The sequence below is a fragment of the uncultured Aquabacterium sp. genome (assembly GCF_913773725.1).
In the GTDB taxonomy this organism is placed as follows: Bacteria; Pseudomonadota; Gammaproteobacteria; order Burkholderiales; family Burkholderiaceae_C; genus Aquabacterium.
The window spans coordinates 168,355-184,978 of the sequence record NZ_CAJYGK010000156.1; the positions used below are offsets into that span (position 1 = coordinate 168,355).

19 protein-coding genes are annotated in these 16,624 nt (G+C 67.0%); 14 read left to right on the forward strand and 5 right to left on the reverse strand.

Going from position 1 to position 16,624, the window contains the following annotated elements:
- Positions 1-114: 114 nt before the first annotated feature.
- From murA to QZ709_RS18935, 4 genes are all read right to left on the reverse strand, one after another.
- Positions 115-1,410, reverse strand: a complete 1,296-nt coding sequence (gene murA / locus QZ709_RS18920; RefSeq protein ID WP_294639077.1) for a UDP-N-acetylglucosamine 1-carboxyvinyltransferase — start codon at positions 1,408-1,410, stop codon at positions 115-117.
- Positions 1,411-1,546: 136 nt separating this feature from the next.
- Positions 1,547-1,795 (reverse strand): BolA family protein, encoded by a 249-nt coding sequence (locus QZ709_RS18925; protein ID WP_294639079.1) that lies wholly within the window; start codon positions 1,793-1,795, stop codon positions 1,547-1,549.
- A 42-nt stretch (positions 1,796-1,837) separates the two neighbouring features.
- Positions 1,838-2,611 (reverse strand): ABC transporter permease, encoded by a 774-nt coding sequence (locus QZ709_RS18930; RefSeq protein WP_294639080.1) that lies wholly within the window; start codon positions 2,609-2,611, stop codon positions 1,838-1,840.
- Positions 2,608-3,540 (reverse strand): ABC transporter ATP-binding protein, encoded by a 933-nt coding sequence (locus QZ709_RS18935; RefSeq protein WP_294639081.1) that lies wholly within the window; start codon positions 3,538-3,540, stop codon positions 2,608-2,610. The genes QZ709_RS18930 and QZ709_RS18935 overlap by 4 nt, the downstream gene beginning before the upstream one ends.
- A 155-nt stretch (positions 3,541-3,695) precedes the next feature.
- On the opposite strand from QZ709_RS18935, the gene QZ709_RS18940 reads away from it, so the two are divergent.
- A complete protein-coding gene (locus QZ709_RS18940) occupies positions 3,696-3,962 on the forward strand; it encodes an acyl-CoA-binding protein (protein ID WP_294639082.1) in 267 nt (88 codons plus the stop codon).
- Between the two features lie 21 nt (positions 3,963-3,983).
- Here the strand turns inward: QZ709_RS18940 and QZ709_RS18945 are convergent, their stop codons facing one another.
- Positions 3,984-4,292: a polyhydroxyalkanoic acid system family protein gene (locus QZ709_RS18945; RefSeq protein ID WP_294639083.1), complete on the reverse strand. Its 309-nt coding sequence runs from the start codon at positions 4,290-4,292 to the stop codon at positions 3,984-3,986.
- Between the two features lie 166 nt (positions 4,293-4,458).
- Here QZ709_RS18945 and QZ709_RS18950 point away from each other — a divergent pair, with 166 nt between their 5' ends.
- The 13 genes from QZ709_RS18950 (at position 4,459) to QZ709_RS19010 (ending at position 16,604) form a co-directional block, all read left to right on the forward strand.
- Positions 4,459-5,676 carry a M20 aminoacylase family protein gene (locus QZ709_RS18950; RefSeq protein ID WP_294639085.1) on the forward strand — a complete coding sequence of 406 codons (1,218 nt, stop codon included), beginning with the start codon at positions 4,459-4,461 and terminating at the stop codon, positions 5,674-5,676.
- 186 nt (positions 5,677-5,862) lie between these two features.
- The gene (locus QZ709_RS18955) at positions 5,863-7,083 is read left to right on the forward strand and encodes an IscS subfamily cysteine desulfurase (RefSeq protein ID WP_294639087.1); all 1,221 of its coding nucleotides are present in this window, start codon (positions 5,863-5,865) and stop codon (positions 7,081-7,083) included.
- Positions 7,084-7,125: 42 nt separating this feature from the next.
- A complete protein-coding gene (iscU, locus tag QZ709_RS18960) occupies positions 7,126-7,569 on the forward strand; it encodes a Fe-S cluster assembly scaffold IscU (protein WP_294639088.1) in 444 nt (147 codons plus the stop codon).
- A 36-nt stretch (positions 7,570-7,605) separates the two neighbouring features.
- The gene (gene erpA, locus QZ709_RS18965; RefSeq protein ID WP_294639090.1) at positions 7,606-7,989 is read left to right on the forward strand and encodes an iron-sulfur cluster insertion protein ErpA; all 384 of its coding nucleotides are present in this window, start codon (positions 7,606-7,608) and stop codon (positions 7,987-7,989) included.
- A gap of 8 nt (positions 7,990-7,997) precedes the next feature.
- Positions 7,998-8,321, forward strand: coding sequence for an iron-sulfur cluster assembly protein IscA (iscA, locus tag QZ709_RS18970; RefSeq protein WP_294639091.1), 324 nt, complete (start codon positions 7,998-8,000; stop codon positions 8,319-8,321).
- 10 nt (positions 8,322-8,331) lie between these two features.
- Positions 8,332-10,215 carry a Fe-S protein assembly chaperone HscA gene (gene hscA, locus QZ709_RS18975; RefSeq protein WP_294639092.1) on the forward strand — a complete coding sequence of 628 codons (1,884 nt, stop codon included), beginning with the start codon at positions 8,332-8,334 and terminating at the stop codon, positions 10,213-10,215.
- Positions 10,216-10,225: 10 nt separating this feature from the next.
- Positions 10,226-10,564, forward strand: coding sequence for a 2Fe-2S iron-sulfur cluster-binding protein (locus tag QZ709_RS18980; protein ID WP_294639093.1), 339 nt, complete (start codon positions 10,226-10,228; stop codon positions 10,562-10,564).
- 329 nt (positions 10,565-10,893) lie between these two features.
- Positions 10,894-12,033 carry a homocitrate synthase gene (nifV, locus tag QZ709_RS18985; RefSeq protein ID WP_294639094.1) on the forward strand — a complete coding sequence of 380 codons (1,140 nt, stop codon included), beginning with the start codon at positions 10,894-10,896 and terminating at the stop codon, positions 12,031-12,033.
- The gene (gene cysE, locus QZ709_RS18990) at positions 12,030-12,878 is read left to right on the forward strand and encodes a serine O-acetyltransferase (RefSeq protein WP_294639095.1); all 849 of its coding nucleotides are present in this window, start codon (positions 12,030-12,032) and stop codon (positions 12,876-12,878) included. Before nifV ends, cysE begins: the two co-directional genes overlap by 4 nt.
- Positions 12,878-13,249, forward strand: coding sequence for a nitrogenase stabilizing/protective protein NifW (gene nifW / locus QZ709_RS18995; RefSeq protein WP_294639134.1), 372 nt, complete (start codon positions 12,878-12,880; stop codon positions 13,247-13,249). Before cysE ends, nifW begins: the two co-directional genes overlap by 1 nt.
- Positions 13,250-13,281: 32 nt before the next feature.
- Complete coding sequence (locus QZ709_RS19000; RefSeq protein ID WP_294639096.1) at positions 13,282-14,130, forward strand: electron transfer flavoprotein subunit beta/FixA family protein; 849 nt, start codon at positions 13,282-13,284, stop codon at positions 14,128-14,130.
- 34 nt (positions 14,131-14,164) lie between these two features.
- Positions 14,165-15,262 (forward strand): electron transfer flavoprotein subunit alpha/FixB family protein, encoded by a 1,098-nt coding sequence (locus QZ709_RS19005; RefSeq protein ID WP_294639097.1) that lies wholly within the window; start codon positions 14,165-14,167, stop codon positions 15,260-15,262.
- A 37-nt stretch (positions 15,263-15,299) separates the two neighbouring features.
- A complete protein-coding gene (locus QZ709_RS19010) occupies positions 15,300-16,604 on the forward strand; it encodes an FAD-dependent monooxygenase (protein WP_294639135.1) in 1,305 nt (434 codons plus the stop codon).
- The last annotated feature ends 20 nt before the right edge of the window (positions 16,605-16,624 follow it).

The following is a 16,624-nucleotide window of genomic DNA, read 5'->3' on the forward strand; positions in this document are numbered from 1 at the left end:
GGCAGTGGTCTGGTCTGGTGCATCGGCCCGATCAAGCGGACACCGCAGATCCGGCTTGGCCGGGCTGCTGGTGTCGCCCCCTTGAGGGGGCGCGCGAAGCGCGTAGGGGGTGGGTCATTTCACACGGGTGATGTCGGCACCGATGGCGCGCAACTTGGCTTCCATGCGGTCATAGCCCCGGTCGAGGTGGTAGATGCGGTCGACCAGCGTCTCGCCTTCGGCCACCAGGCCGGCGATCACGAGGCTGGCCGAGGCGCGCAGGTCGGTGGCCATCACGGTGGCACCGGACAGCTTGGGCACGCCGGTGACGACCGCGCTGTGCCCATCGACCTCGATCTTCGCGCCCAGACGGATCAGCTCGTTGACGTGCATGAAGCGGTTTTCGAAGATGGTCTCGTGGATGGCGGCCGTGCCCTCGGCCACGCAGTTGAGCGCCATGAACTGGGCCTGCATGTCGGTCGGGAAGCCCGGGTGCTCCTTGGTGCGGAAGCCCACGGCTTTCGGGCGGCCGGTGCCCTGCACGCGGATGAAGTCGGCCCCCACCTCGATGGTGACGCCGGCTTCGCGCAGCTTGTCGATCACGGTCTCGAGCAGATCGCCGTTGGTGCGACGCAGGGTGACGTCGCCGCCGGCCGCGCCCACGGCGCACAGGAAGGTGCCCGTTTCAATGCGGTCGGGGATGATCTGGTGGGCCTGCGCCAGCGGCAGCCCGTGCAGGCGCTCGACGCCCTGGATGCGGATGCGGTGCGTGCCCTGCCCTTCGATCTTCGCGCCCATGGCGATCAGCAGGTTGGCGAGGTCAACGATTTCCGGCTCCAGCGCGGCGTTCTCGAGGATGGTTTCGCCCTCGGCCAGCGTCGCGGCCATCATCAGGTTTTCGGTGCCCGTGACGGTGACCATGTCGGTGGTGATGCGCGCGCCCTTGAGGCGGCCGGGCTGGCCGTCCGCGCCGGCCGGCGTGCGCGCCTCGATGTAGCCGTGCTCGACCGTGATCTGCGCACCCATGGCCTGCAGGCCCTTGATGTGCTGGTCAACCGGGCGCGAGCCGATGGCGCAGCCACCCGGCAGCGACACGCGGGCGCGGCCGAAACGGGCCAGCAGCGGGCCCAGCACGAGGATGGAGGCACGCATGGTCTTGACCAACTCGTACGGCGCCTCGGGGTTGTTCACCTGGCCTGCGTCCAGCACGAGGGTGCTGGCGTCGTCGGCCTGGCGTGCGGCCACCACGCCCATGTTGGCCAGCAGCTTCAGGGTGGTGTTGACGTCCTGGAGCTGCGGCACGTTGGCCAGCGCCACCGGCTCGGCACTGAGCAGCACGGCGCACAGGTCAGGCAGGGCCGCGTTCTTGGCACCGGAGATGATGACGTCGCCTTGCAGGCGGCGACCGCCGCGGATCAGGAGTTTGTCCATGAAAGCACAAAGGGCGCGAACCCGCCGCCCATGCGGAGGTCGCGCCTGCGAAAAAAGTGTCGATGAGGGGCCGAAGCCGGTGTGGGAACCGCGTGCGTCGAAGGCAACCTGTGCCCGGCCGCGTCCCCGGAAGGGGTCAACGGGACTGGGCGGCCCACTCGGCGGGCGTCAGCGTCTTCATCGACAGCGCGTGGATCTCGGCTCGCATTCTATCGCCCAGGGCCTGGTAGACACGCTGGTGGCGCGCGACGCGGTTCTTGCCGTCGAACTCGGCCGAGACGATGGTGGCGAAGAAATGCTGGCCATCGCCGTCGACCTCGAGGTGGTCACACGGCAGGCCATTCGCGATGTAGTCACGGACTTCAGTGGGCGTGGGGTTGGCCATGGGAGGCAGCACTTTCAGATGGAGAAAAGGAAAGAATGGGGCTCAGTTGCGGATTTTGTAGCCGGTCTTGAGCAGGCGCAGCGCCAGGAGGGAAACACCCAGCGCGGCAGTCGCCACCACGGCGAGGCTGAGCCAGGGGCTGACGTCACTCGCCCCGAAGAAGCCGCGGCGGAACCCGTCGATCAGGTAGAAGAAGGGGTTCAGGTGCGAGAGGCCCAACCAGAACGGCGGCAGCGAATGCACCGAATAGAAGACGCCGGACAGAAAGGTCATCGGCACGATGATGAAGTTCTGGAAGGCCGCCATCTGGTCGAACTTGTCGGCCCACAGGTCGGCGATCAGGCCCAGCGCTCCCAGCAGGGTGCCCCCCAGGACGGCGAACACCAGCGCCCAGACCGGCTCGGCCAGGCCGGGCGGGGCGAACCACGCGGTGGCCAGCAGGACACCCGCCCCGACAGCCAGCCCGCGGACCAATGAAGCGCCGACGTAGGCCAGAAACCAGGCTCGGTGGGACAACGGGGTCAGCAGCACGAACACCAGGTTGCCGGTGATCTTGCTCTGGATCAGCGAGGAGGACGTGTTGGCGAACGCGTTCTGCAACAGGCTCATCATCACCAGCCCCGGGATCAGGAAGCGGGTGTAGCCGACACCATCGAAGACCTGCACGTGGTCCTCGAGCACATGCCCGAAGATCAGGAGGTACAGCACGGCAGTGAGCACCGGTGCGCCCACCGTCTGGAAGCTGACCTTCCAGAACCGCATCACCTCTTTGACGAACAGGGGGCGCGCGCCTTGAAACGATCCGAGCCAACTCATGCGGACACCTCCTGGGCCGAATCGGTCGCCCGCCCCTGCATGATGGCGAGAAAGACGTCTTCCAGGTCGGCTCGCCCCATTTCCAGGTCCTCTACCAGGCAGCCGGCCTGACGCAGGGTCGCCAGGATCTGCTCGACCTCGGCGGCATCCCGCGCGGGCAGCTGAACGATGCGCCCTGTGATTCGCGCCCGATCGGCCAGAGAAGGCGGCAACACGCCGTCGGTCTTGAAGCGCAACATGGTGGACGCCGTGCGGGCCAGCAGCGCCGAGGTGCGGTCCAGCGCCACGAGTTGCCCCTGCTTGAGCATGCCGATGCGCTGGCACAGAGCCTCGGCCTCTTCCAGATAGTGGGTGGTGAGCAGCACCGCGTGTCCTTGCTTGTTGAGCCGGGCGATGAACTGCCACAGCGTCTGGCGCAACTCCACATCCACGCCGGCGGTGGGTTCGTCCAGCACGATGACAGGCGGTCGGTGGACCAGCGCCTGGGCCACGAGCACCCGGCGTTTCATGCCGCCAGACAACTGACGCATGTTGGCGTCGGCCTTGTCGCTCAGGCCCAGGTGGGCCAGCAACTCGTCGATCCAGTCGTCGTTGCGGTTCAGGCCGAAGTAGGCGCTCTGGATGCGCAGCGTTTCGCGAACCGAAAAGAACGGGTCGAACACCAGTTCCTGGGGCACGACACCCAGCGCGCGGCGCGCCGCGGCATAGTCGCTCACGACGTCATGGCCCTGCACGCGGACCGTACCCTGGCTGGCGCGCGCCAGACCGGCAAGAATGCTGATCAGCGTGGTCTTGCCCGCGCCATTGGGGCCCAGCAGGCCGAAGAACTCGCCTTCTTCGATGTCGAAGCTGACGTCGTTCAGGGCGTGCACGGTGCGGCCGCCGGACGCAAAGGACTTGCTGATGTGCTGAAAGGATACGGCGCTCATGAGGGGGCCGATTCTAGGCGCTGGGCCATGTCCCGTGCCGAGCCACTGCTTTGAGGGGGAGAGGCGCGGCACAGCGGGCCGGACATGGTACCGATCGGTACACAGGCTTTAACATCGCGCCGTTTCAACCCAACCGCTGACCTGAGGAGCCATTCATGTCCGACCTGCAAGCCCGTTTCGAACAGGCCGTTGTCGAATCCAAGCAGCTGACCAGCAAGCCCGACAACAACACCCTGCTGCAGATCTACTCGCTGTTCAAGCAAGGCAGCGTGGGCGATGTGCAGGGCGACCGCCCGGGCATGATGGATTTCGTGGGCCGCGCCAAGTACGACGCCTGGGCGGCCCTCAAGGGCAAGGGCCAGGCCGAGGCGCAGCAGGCGTACATCGACCTGATCGCCTCGCTGAAGGCGCGCCAGGGCTGAGCGCCCCGGCACGAAAAGGCGTCAGGCCTGGGTGCCGGATGCCTTGTCGATGATGCGGCCGAGGTTCTTCGCCACCTCGGCCTCGATCATGGGCTTGAAGGCGGCCATCATCAGACCGAGCTTCACGAGCAGCTCGAAGCGGGTGCCCGTGACGGTCATGGTGCCGGTCACGCCCATGCGCTCGAAAGTCAGCACATCCTGCTCGGCCCCTTCGGTGTGCTGGCACTCCAGCCCCATCTGGCGGGCCGCGCCGTTGGCCCATTCCTTGGCCAGTTCGCGCGCCTTCTCCAGGCCCAGGGTGTGGTCGCGTTCGTAACGCACTTCGCTCATCGTGCAGGTCTCCTTCGGTGATCGCATCGGGGCCGACATCGCCCCGATGGCCACACTATACGAAGAACGCGGCATGCAAGGGCCCCCACGGCGCATGGGGCCACCCTCCGGAAGCAGGGGCGACAGGTAAGATTCCCGAATCAACGCGTCGCCATCCGTCCAGACCATGTCCCTCACACCGCCCGACCTTGCCGACTGCGTGCTGCCCGATGTCGCGGCCCACGCCGCCGAGATCCAGGCTCTGCGCCGCGACCTGCATGCACACCCCGAGCTGTGCTTCGAAGAGGTGCGGACCAGCGACCTCGTGGCCGACACCCTGACCGGCTGGGGCATCGAGGTGCACCGCGGGCTGGGCAAGACCGGCGTGGTCGGTGTGATACAGGGACGCCCTGGCCCGCGCGCCGTGGGGCTGCGGGCCGACATGGACGCCCTGCCCATGACGGAGCACAACACCTTTGCCCACGCCAGCCGCCACCCGGGGCGCATGCACGCCTGTGGGCACGATGGGCACACGGCCATGCTCCTGGCGGCGGCGCGGCATCTGTCGTCGCACCGCGATTTCGATGGCACGGTCTACCTCGTCTTCCAGCCGGCAGAGGAAGGCGGCGGAGGCGCCCGCGAGATGATCCGCGACGGGCTGTTCGAGCGCTTCCCGATGGAGGCCATCTTCGGCATGCACAACTGGCCTGGGCTGCCCGCCGGCACGTTCGCCATCAAGGACGGCCCCTGCTTCGCGTCGAGCAACGACTTCACCATCCGCATCGAGGGCAAGGGCTGTCATGGTGCGATGCCCCACCTGGGCCTGGACCCGGTGCCGGTGGCCTGTCAGCTGGTGCAGGCCTTCCAGACCATCCTGACGCGCAACCTCAAGCCCATCGAGACCGGGGTGATCTCGGTGACCATGATCGAGGCGGGCGAGGCGACCAATGTGATTCCCGATGCCGTCACGATGCGGGGCACCGTGCGCACGTTCACCCTGGAAGCGCTGGACCTGATCGAGGCGCGCATGCGCGAATTGACCACGCAGTTGTGCGCGGCCTTTGGCGCCCGGGCCACGTTCGACTTCCATCGCAACTACCCGCCGACGATCAACCACCCCGCCGAGACCGCGTTCGCCCGCGAGGTGATGGCCTCGGTGGTGGGACCGGCCCGGGTGCAGGCCTTCGAGCCGACGATGGGCGCCGAGGACTTCAGCTTCTTCCTGCAGCACAAGCCCGGCGCCTATTTCGTGATCGGCAACGGCGATGGCACGCACCGCGAAGGCGGCCACGGCCTGGGCCCCTGCATGCTGCACAACCCCAGCTACGACTTCCACGATGGCCTGATTCCGGTGGGCGCGTCGTTCTGGGTGGCGCTGGCCCGACAGTGGCTGGCACGCCCCTGACACAAACCCGACAAACCGCACAGTTCCCACGCCGCAGCGCCGATGCCCCTTGACCGGGGCATCGGCGTTTTTTCTTTTCGTTTCAAGGACTTGCGCCAGGAGCGGGCACATGGCACCGGCCTTGCAATGAGGCCGGCACAGGGTTGCAAGCCCCACTTGCCCCGACCGCCCCAAGGAGCGCCCCTCATGACCATCCTGCCCAAGCGTCCGATCTACCTGGATTACGCGGCCACGACACCGGTCGACCCCCGCGTGGCATCCCGGATGATGAGTTACCTCAGCGAGCGCTTCGGCAACCCGGCGAGCCGGTCCCACGCCTATGGCTGGGCTGCCGAGGAGGCGGTCGAGATCGCACGGGAACAGGTGGCCCTGCTGATCGGCGCCGACCCGCGCGAGGTGGTGTGGACCTCCGGCGCCACCGAGAGCAACAACCTCGCCATCAAAGGGGCGGCGCAGTTCTATCAGGGCAAGGGTCGGCACATCGTCACGGTGGCCACAGAGCACAAGGCCGTGCTCGACACCGTGCGCGAGATGGAGCGCCAGGGATGGGAGGTGACGGTGTTGCCGGTGATGCCCGACGGGCTCCTGGACCTGGACCAGTTCAAGGCGGCGCTGCGACCGGACACAGTGCTGGCCTCGGTCATGTTCGTCAACAACGAGACCGGCGTGATCCAGGACGTGGCCGCCCTGGGCCACCTCTGCCGCAGCCGCGGGGTGATCTTCCACGTCGATGCGGCGCAGGCCACAGGCAAGGTCGACATCGACCTGAGCGAGTTGCCCATCGACCTGATGTCGATGTCGGCCCACAAGAGCTACGGCCCGAAAGGCATCGGCGCTCTGTATGTGCGCCGCAAGCCGCGCATCCGCATCGAGGCCCAGATGCACGGTGGCGGGCACGAGCGGGGCATGCGCTCGGGCACGTTGCCGACGCACCAGATCGTCGGCATGGGCGAGGCCTTCCACATCGCCGCGCGGGAGATGGGGGCCGAACGCGAACGCATCCGCGCCCTGCGTGATCGCCTGTGGCAAGGCTTGCAGGCGCTCGAGGAGGTCCACCTCAACGGCCATCTGACCCACCGCACGCCGCACCACCTCAATGTGAGCTTCAACTACGTCGAGGGCGAGTCGCTGCTGATGGGCATGAAGGATGTGGCCGTGTCCTCCGGCTCCGCCTGCACATCGGCCAGCCTCGAGCCCAGCTACGTGTTGCGCGCCATGGGCCGCAGCGACGAACTGGCCCACAGCTCGGTGCGCTTCTCGCTGGGCCGCTACACCACGGTCGACGAAGTCGACTTCACGGTCGCCCGGGTCAGCGAGGTGGTCCGCAAGCTGCGCGACATGAGCCCGCTGTGGGACATGGTGCGCTCGGGCATCGACCTCGACAGCATCCAGTGGGCGGCGCACTGAGCGCACCCTGTCTGCAGACAACCCCATCCAGGAGAGCACCCCATGGCATACAGCGACAAGGTCATCGACCACTACGAGAACCCGCGCAATGTCGGCAGTTTCGCGGCCGACGAGGAAGGCGTGGCCACGGGCATGGTCGGCGCGCCGGCCTGCGGCGACGTGATGAAGCTGCAGATCAAGGTCAATCCCGCCACGGGCGTGATCGAGGATGCGCGCTTCAAGACCTATGGCTGCGGCTCGGCCATTGCTTCGAGCTCGCTTGTGACCGAGTGGGTGCGGGGCAAGACGCTGGACCAGGCGCTCGAGATCAAGAACACGCAGATCGCCGAGGAACTCGCCCTGCCGCCGGTCAAGATCCATTGCTCGATCCTGGCCGAAGACGCGATCAAGGCGGCCGTTGCCGACTACCAGGCTCGCACGGCCACGGCACGCGCGGCCGATGGCCCCGTCACGCTGGGAGACCAGCCCGTGTGCGCGCCGACCTGATGGCGCCCTGCCCTGCCCTTTCTGCCGGAGACCCTCATGGACACCACCCTTGACGCTGTCGCCCCTGCGACTTCCACGGCCGATGTGCCGCCCCCGCCCCTTCACTTCAGCAGCGCCGCGGCCGCCAAGGTGGCCGAGCTGATTGCCGAAGAAAACAACCCGGCGTTGAAGCTGCGGCTGTATGTGACCGGCGGGGGCTGCTCCGGCTTCTCTTATGGCTTCGCGTTCGACGACAAGGTCGCCGACGACGACACCGCCATCGAGCGCGACGGGGTGACCATGGTCGTGGACATGATGAGCCTGCAGTACCTGCTCGGGGCCGACATCGACTACGAGGACGGGCTGGAAGGCTCGCGCTTCGTGATCCACAACCCGAACGCGCAGACCACCTGTGGCTGCGGCAGTTCGTTCTCGGTGTGAGGTGCACCATGCCCATCACCATGACCGACACGGCGGCCCGCCACGTGCAGAAGTCGCTGGCGAAACGGGGCAAGGGCATCGGCCTGCGCCTGGCAGTGAAGACCAGCGGGTGCTCGGGCCTGGCGTACGCGATGGAGTTCGTCGACGAGCCCCAGCCTGAGGACGTGGCCTTTCAGAGCCATGGTCTGACACTGCTGGTCGACCCCAAGAGCCTGCCCTTTCTGGACGGCACCGAGCTGGATTTCGTGCGCGAGGGCCTGAACGAAGGCTTCAAGTTCCACAACCCGAACGCCAAGGCGGCATGCGGGTGTGGCGAGAGCTTCGCCGTCTGAGGGATCGAGCATGGCACTGCTGCAGATTGCCGAGCCGGGACAGAGCGCGGCCCCTCATCAGCACCGGCTGGCGGCGGGCATCGACCTGGGTACGACCAATTCGCTGGTGGCCAGCGTGATGAGTGCCGTGCCGCGGTCGATGGCCGACGCACACGGACGCCTGCTGCTGCCCTCGGTGGTGCGCTATGCCCTCAACGGCGTCGTGACGGTCGGCGCCGATGCGCTGGAAGCACAGGCCACCGACCCCTTGAACACGATCGCATCGGTCAAGCGCCTGATGGGCCGCAGCCTGGCCGACATCGAATCGTCCGGCGCGCCGGCCTATCGCCTGGTCGAGCAGCCGGGCATGGTGATGGTGGAGACGGCGGCGGGGCTGAAGTCTCCCGTGGAGGTCTCGGCAGACATCCTGCGCACGTTGGGCGCGCGGGCCGAAGCCGCACTGGGCGGCCCCCTGACCGGCGTGGTGATCACGGTGCCCGCCTACTTCGATGATGCACAGCGCCAGGCCACCAAGGACGCCGCACGCCTGGCCGGCCTGCCGGTGCTCCGCCTGCTCAACGAGCCGACCGCCGCAGCCATCGCGTACGGACTGGACAAGGGATCTGAAGGCACGTATGTGGTCTACGACCTCGGAGGGGGCACGTTCGATGTCTCGGTCCTGAGGCTGTCGCGCGGCGTGTTCGAGGTCCTGTCGACCGGCGGGGACTCGGCACTCGGCGGTGACGACGTCGACCGGGTGCTGGCGATGTGGACGGCCACGCAGGCCGAACAGGACTGGACCGCGCTGGGCCCGCAGGATCGGCAGCACCTGCTGATCTGCGCTCGGGCCGCCAAGGAGGCGCTGTCGGGCTACGCGGCGGTCGATGTGCCGCTGGCCCTGCCCGGCAACCCGGCCGATACCCGCGCCGCCACGCTGACGCGCGAGGTCTTTGCCGACCTGACGCGGGGGTTGATCCAGAAGACGCTGTCGGCCACCCGACGTGCCCTGAAGGACGCCGCCGTCGAGATCGACGAGGTGGACGGGGTCGTGCTGGTGGGCGGCTCCACACGCATGCCCGTGGTCCGGGAGGCCGTGGCGCGGATGTTCGAGCAGGAACCGCTGACCGATCTCAATCCGGACGAGGTGGTCGCACTGGGTGCCGCCATCCAGGCCGACGCCCTGGTGGGCAACCGGCAGGGCGATGGGGGCTGGCTGCTGCTGGATGTGTGCCCGCTTTCGCTGGGGCTGGAGACCATGGGTGGCCTGGTCGAGAAGATCATTCCGCGCAACACCACCCTGCCGGCATCGCGGGCGCAGGACTTCACGACCTTCAAGGACGGGCAGACCGCGATGAGCCTGCATGTCGTGCAAGGCGAGCGCGAAGGCGTCAAGGACTGCCGCTCGCTGGCCCGCTTCACTTTGCGCGGCATCCCGCCCATGGTGGCCGGTGCTGCGCGCATCCGGGTCACCTTTCAGATCGACGCCGATGGCCTGTTGAGCGTCAGCGCCCGAGAGCAGAGCACCGGGGTGGCCACCGAAGTTCAGGTCAAGCCGTCATACGGCCTGGACAACGACCAGATCGCCGCCATGCTGAAGGACAGTGTGGGCCACGCCGACGAGGACATGCGCCTGCGCATGCTGCGCGAGGCCCAGGTGGACGCACGGCGCCTGCTGGATGCCACCGAAGCGGCCCTGGCCGAGGACGGCGAAGCCCTGCTGTCGCCGCTGGAGCGGCAGCAGGTGCGCGATGCCATCAACCTGGTGGCGGATCGGCTGGAGACGCAAGCCGACACCGATGCGGTGAAGTCAGCGTGCCAGGCCCTCAATGCCGTCACGACCGCCTTTGCCGCACGCCGGATGGACGCCGGCATCCGAAAGGCCCTGTCAGGCCGCGTGCTGGCCACGCTCAGCTGAGGACGCCACCATGCCCATTGTCACGGTGCTGCCGCACAGCCAGTTGTGTCCCGAAGGGGTGCAGTTCGAAGTGGCCTCGGGAAGCTCATTGTGTGAGGCGCTGCTGGCCCACGGGGTGGCCATCGAGCACGCGTGCGACATGGTGGCGGCTTGTGCCACTTGCCATGTACTGGTGCGCCAGGGAGGCGACGCGCTGGCCGCGCCGGACGATGACGAGAACGATGAGCTGGACAATGCCTGGGGCCTGGAGCCCTGCTCGCGCCTGGCCTGCTGCGTGAAGCTGCGCGGCGCAGACCTGACGATCGAGCTGCCACGCCACACGCGCAACCTGGCGCGGGAACGGCCTTGAATGCCTGCCTTCTCGCACACTCAACTTCACCGGCTCATTGAGTGAGCCTATGCCCTTGCAGATTCGAAGCCGCCTCCTTGCAGGCGGCTTTGTTTTGGCCGCTGGCCTTCGTGACGGGGCGCTCTGCATGTGGCAAAGAAAACAAACCCGACAAGCCCCTCCGACAGCCTGGACCGGACCAGACACCACCGCCCCATCACATGCGCATCGATCAGAAAAAACGCTTTTGTTTTCAATAGCTTGAAGCGATTCAGAAGACCTGATCGCACATGGCACACCCCTTGCAGAACAGCCTGCAAGTGAACCGCAACCCGCCCTGCGATCCTGCCATGTCTGCCCCCATCATCAACGACACCACCCTGCGCGACGGCGAACAGACCGCCGGCGTGGCCTTCTCGGTCGAGGAGAAGTGCGCCATCGCCACGGCCTTGTCCGAGGCGGGGGTGCCCGAGATGGAAATCGGCATTCCGGCGATGGGCGACGTGGAGGTGGCCACCATCAACGCCATTGCGGCACTCGGCCTGCGCAGCCGGCTGATGGTGTGGGGCCGGATGTGCGAAGCCGATGTCGCCGCGGCCAGCCTGTGCCAGGCCGACATCGTGCACCTGTCCATCCCGGTTTCGGACATCCACCTTCAGCACAAGCTGGCACAGGGCCGGATGTGGGTGCTCGAGCAGATCGAGCGCTTCGTGTGGCCGCTGGCACATGACGGGATCACCGTGTCTGTCGGGCTCGAGGACGCGTCTCGCGCCGACCCGCACTTCCTGGCCGCGGTGGCGCGCATGGCGCAGGACTGCGGCGCCAGGCGCCTGCGGTTCGCCGACACGCTGGGCGTGCTGGACCCATTCAGCACGGTGGACGCGATTGCCGGCCTGCGCCGGGCCGTGGACATCGACATCGAGATGCACGCACACGACGATCTGGGGCTGGCCACCGCCAACACGCTGGCCGCGCTGCGTGCCGGCGCGACGCACGTGAACACCACCGTCAACGGCCTGGGCGAGCGCGCGGGCAATGCCCCGCTGGAAGAGATCGTGATGGGCCTGCGTCACCTGCACAGCGCCGACAGCGGGGTCGACACCCGCTCGCTGTGCGCCATCTCCAAGCTGGTGGCGACGGCGTCCGGCCGGCAGGTGGCGCCCAACAAGAGCATCGTCGGCGAAGCGGTGTTCCGGCATGAATCGGGCATCCACGTCGACGGGCTGCTGAAGAACCCGCACACCTACGAAGGCTTCGATCCGGCCGAGCTCGGGCGCCAGCGCGAAACGGTGCTGGGCAAGCACTCGGGGTCGCGGGCCGTCCGTTCGGCCTACCAGGCGATGGGGTTGCCGGTGGTGGAACCCCAGGTGCAAGCGCTGCTGGCCCGCATCCGCGCCCATGCGGTGCATGCCAAGCGCCCGCCCACCGCGGACGAGCTGCAGCGTTTCTTCCTGGAAGCCAGCCACCCGACCGAAGGGGCCACGCAATGAAGCGCGATGACCCCGGGCTGCACGCCATCCCGCTGCTCGACACCGAGGACGGCCCCGTTGCGGACGTGGCGGCCAGCCCGTCAACCGCACCGGGATGGTGGCGCCTGCTCAAGGAGGATGTCGCGTGTGTGCTGACACGCGACCCGGCTGCCCGCAACCTGTTCGAGGTGTGGACCATCTACCCGGGTGTGCAGGCCGTGGCCCTGTACAGGCTGGCCCATGCGCTCTGGCGCCACGGCGCGCGCTATGGCGCCCGGCTGCTGTCCTTCATTGCACGCTGGCTCACCAATGTGGACATCCATCCCGGGGCGCGCATCGGACGCCGCTTTTTCATCGACCACGGGGCCTGCGTGGTGATCGGCGAGACGGCCGAGATCGGTGACGACGTCACGCTCTACCACGGTGTGACACTGGGCGGCACCACCTGGCAACCGGGCAAGCGCCACCCCACGCTGGGCCACGGTGTGGTCGTGGGCGCAGGGGCCAAGATCCTGGGCCCGATCACGGTGGGCCACGGCGCACGGGTGGCCGCCAACTCGGTGGTGATCGACAACGTACCCGATGCCGCCACGGTGGTGGGCATCCCGGGGCGCATCGTCATCCGGCGCGAGCCCCGCCAGGCCAGTGACCGCATCGACCTGCAGCATCACCTCATCCCCGACCCGGTCGGCAAGGCCATCGGCTGCCTGCTGGACCGCATCGCCGAACTGGAATCCGAGGTGAAGTTGCTCAAGGGGCAGGCCGCCCCGCCCCACACCGGCGACGACGCCTGCCACAGCTGCGAGGTCGACGGCCACCCCTGTGCCCAACCCACCTTCGCCTCACGATCGGGAGTGTCCTCATGATGGAAAACCTCACGCTTGCGCTGCAACGGCTGTCCTCGGCCGAAGACTTCCTCGACTTCTTCGGTGTGCCCTACGAAGCCACGGTGGTGCACGTCAGCCGACTGCACATCCTCAAGCGCTTCTACCAGTACATCCGCCAGACGCCCGGTCTGCCCGAGGACAACGAACAGGCGCTGTATGGCCTCTACCGTGACCTGCTGGTCAAGGCCTACCAGGACTTCGTGACCTCGACCCCGGCACAGGAAAAGGTCTTCAAGGTCTTTCAGGAGGTCGACGGACACCAGCACGTCACCTTGCAAAGCCTCAAGGGCACGCTGCCATCCCAAGGCGGCAGCGTGCCGTCCTACACGGTGCCGTCGCGCGCCGCCTGAACCCGATTCCCTTGCCCGAGCAGGAGCCCAGCATGCACATCGTCGTCTGCATCAAGCAGGTCCCGGATTCCGCACAGATTCGCGTGCACCCGGTCACCAACACCATCATGCGCCAGGGCGTTCCGGCCATCGTCAACCCCTATGACCTGTTCTCGCTGGAAGAGGCACTGCGCCTGAAGGACCAGTTCGGCGGCAAGGTCACCGTGCTGTGCATGGGCCCGCCGCAGGCCGAGGAAGCCTTGCGCAAGTGCATCAGCTTCGGCGCCGACGACGCCATCCTCGTGACGGACCGGGCCTTCGCCGGGGCCGACACGCTGGCCACGTCGTATGCGCTGGCCTCGGCCATCCGCAAGATCGGCAGCGAGCAGAAGGTGGACATGGTCTTCACCGGCAAGCAGACGATCGATGGCGACACCGCGCAGGTGGGCCCCGGCATCGCGAAGCGGCTGGGCCTGCAACTGCTGACCTATGTGTCGCGCATCGTGGAGACCGATCTGGAGAAGGGCACGATCACCGTGGAACGTCGCGGAGAAGGTGGCGTGCAGGTGCTGCGGACGGCCCTGCCCTGCCTCATCACCATGCTGGAGAACACGAACGAGATGCGCTTTGCATCGCTGCCGATGATGATCCATGCCGCGGCCTGCCAGGTGCGCAAGTGGAACAAGGATGACGCCGGCATCGAAGACGTCACCAAGATCGGCCTGAAGGGCTCGCCGACGGTCGTGAGCCGGGTGTTCGGGCCGACGCCCCGTGCCCAGAAGGCCGAGATGATGACCGTGGAGAGCTCGTCGCTGCGGGACATCTCCCTGAATCTGCTCCAGTCGATCTTCACCGTCCATCCCACGCTGGAGCAGGACCTGGTCGACAAGCTCAGCGCCTGAGCCCAATGCGCCACCTCTGTACCGGAGCCCTACCATGAGCGAAGCCAAACCTGCCCTGAAGCCCGCCGGACGCGGACGCAACCTGGAACTGTCGGAGGAACTCAAGGCCTACAAGGGCGTGTGGGTGTTCATCGAGCACGAACGTGGTCACGTGCACAGCGTGTCGTGGGAGTTGCTGGGCGAAGGCCGCAAGCTGGCCGATCAGTTGGGTTCGCCCCTGTGCGGTGTGGTGCTGGGTGGCCCCGACGAGCCGCTCGACGCCTTCGCCCGCGAAGCGTTCACCTTCGGTGCCGACCATGTCTACATCATGCGCGACCCGGTGCTCAACGGCTACCGCAACGAGCCTTTCACCAAAGGCCTGACCGATCTGGTCAACAAGTACAAGCCCGAGATCGTGCTGCTGGGTGCCACGTCGCAGGGCCGTGATCTGGCCGGCTCGGTGGCCACCACCCTGCTGACCGGCCTGACGGCCGACTGCACCGAGTTGGCCATCGACCCCAACACACGCGCCCTCGCTGCCACACGGCCCACCTTTGGCGGCTCGCTCCTGTGCACGATCATGACTCTGGCCTACCGGCCGCAGATGGCCACCGTGCGCCCCCGCGTGATGGCGATGCCGTGCGCCGACGAGACGCGCGTGGGCACCACCAGCGAAGACACCCTCGGCCTGATCGAGACCGGCATCGTCACCAAGCTGCTCGACTTCATCGCCGACGCCCACAGCAACCGGATCAACCTGCCCTATGCCGATGTGATCGTCAGCGGCGGCAAGGGCTTGAAGAACCCGGACAACTTCAAGCTTGTGTTCGACCTGGCCCGCGTGCTGGGTGGCGAAGTGGGGGCCACCCGCCCCTGTGTGCAGGCAGGCTGGGTCGAGGCCGACCGCCAGGTGGGTCAGACGGGCAAGACGGTGCGCCCCAAGCTGTACATCGCCGCCGGCATCAGCGGGGCCATCCAGCACCGCGTGGGCATGGAGGCCAGCGACGTCATCGTGGCCATCAACACCGATCCGAATGCCCCGATCTTCGACTTCGCCCATTACGGCATCGTCGGCAACGCCATGCAGGTCTTGCCGGCCCTGACCCAGGCCTTCCAGACCCACATCGCCCAGCGCGTGCGCAAGGTGGCCTGATCTTCCTCGACGCGACCTCAGGAGAACGGACGTGAACGTGAACAAGCAATTCGATGCCATCGTCGTCGGGGCCGGTCCTTCGGGGAACGCCGCGGCCTACACCATGGCCAAGGCCGGCCTGAAGGTGCTGCAGATCGAGCGGGGCGAGTACCCGGGCTCGAAGAACGTGCAGGGCGCCATCCTGTATGCGGACGCGCTGGAGCGCATCATCCCGGACTTCCGGGACGATGCCCCGCTGGAGCGCCACATCATCGAGCAGCGCATGTGGGTGCTGGATGACGCCAGTTTCGTGGGCAGCCACTTCCGCAGCGAGGACTACAACAAGCCGCCCTACAACCGCTACACCATCATCCGGGCGCAGTTCGACAAGTGGTTCAGCTCGAAGGTGCGCGAAGCCGGCGCACTGCTGATCTGCGAGACGACGGTGCAGAGCCTGATCATGGACGGCGACAAGGTGGTGGGTGTGCGCTGCGACCGCGAGGCCGGCGATGTGTTCGCCGACGTGGTCATCCTGGCCGACGGCGTGAACAGCACGCTGGCCCGCAAGGCCGGCTTCCATGGCGAGGTCAAGGCTGGCAACGTGGCGCTGGCGGTCAAGGAGATCCACTTCATGCCGGAAGAGCTGATCCAGCAGCGCTTCAACATCAAGGACGACGAGGGCGTCGTCATCGAGATGGTCGGCAAGATCACCGACGGCATGATGGGCACAGGCTTTCTGTACACCAACAAGGACTCGATCACGCTGGGCATCGGCTGCATGCTGTCCGACTTCAAGCACAACGAGAACAAGACCGCGCCCTATCAGCTGCTCGAGAACATGAAGCGGCACCCCTCCATCGCCCCGTTGATCCAGGGTGGCGAAATGAAGGAGTACTGCGCGCACCTCATTCCCGAAGGCGGCTTCTTCGCCATCCCCAAGGTCTATGGCGACGGCTGGATGATCGTCGGGGACTCGGGTGGCTTCGTCAACGCGGTGCACCGCGAAGGCTCCAACCTGGCGATGACGACAGGCCGCCTGGCGGCCGAGACCGTGATCGCCGCAAAGGCTGCGAGCAAGCCGCTGAACGCGTCGACCCTGAAGGCCTACCAGAAGGCGCTCGATGAGTCCTTCGTGATGAAGGACCTCAAGAAGTACCGCGACATGCCGCGGGTCTTCCACGAGAACCCGCAGTTCTTCACCACCTACCCGGAGCTGCTCAACAAGGCGGCCCGCACCATGGTGACGGTCGACAACGTCGACAAGAAGACCAAGGAGCGCGAGATCTTCTCCAGCTTCCGGACGGCGCGCAGCTTCACCGGTCTGGTCGGTGACGCCGTCAAGCTTTGGCGCGCCTTCCGCTGAGCGCCCCCCGTCCTCTCGCA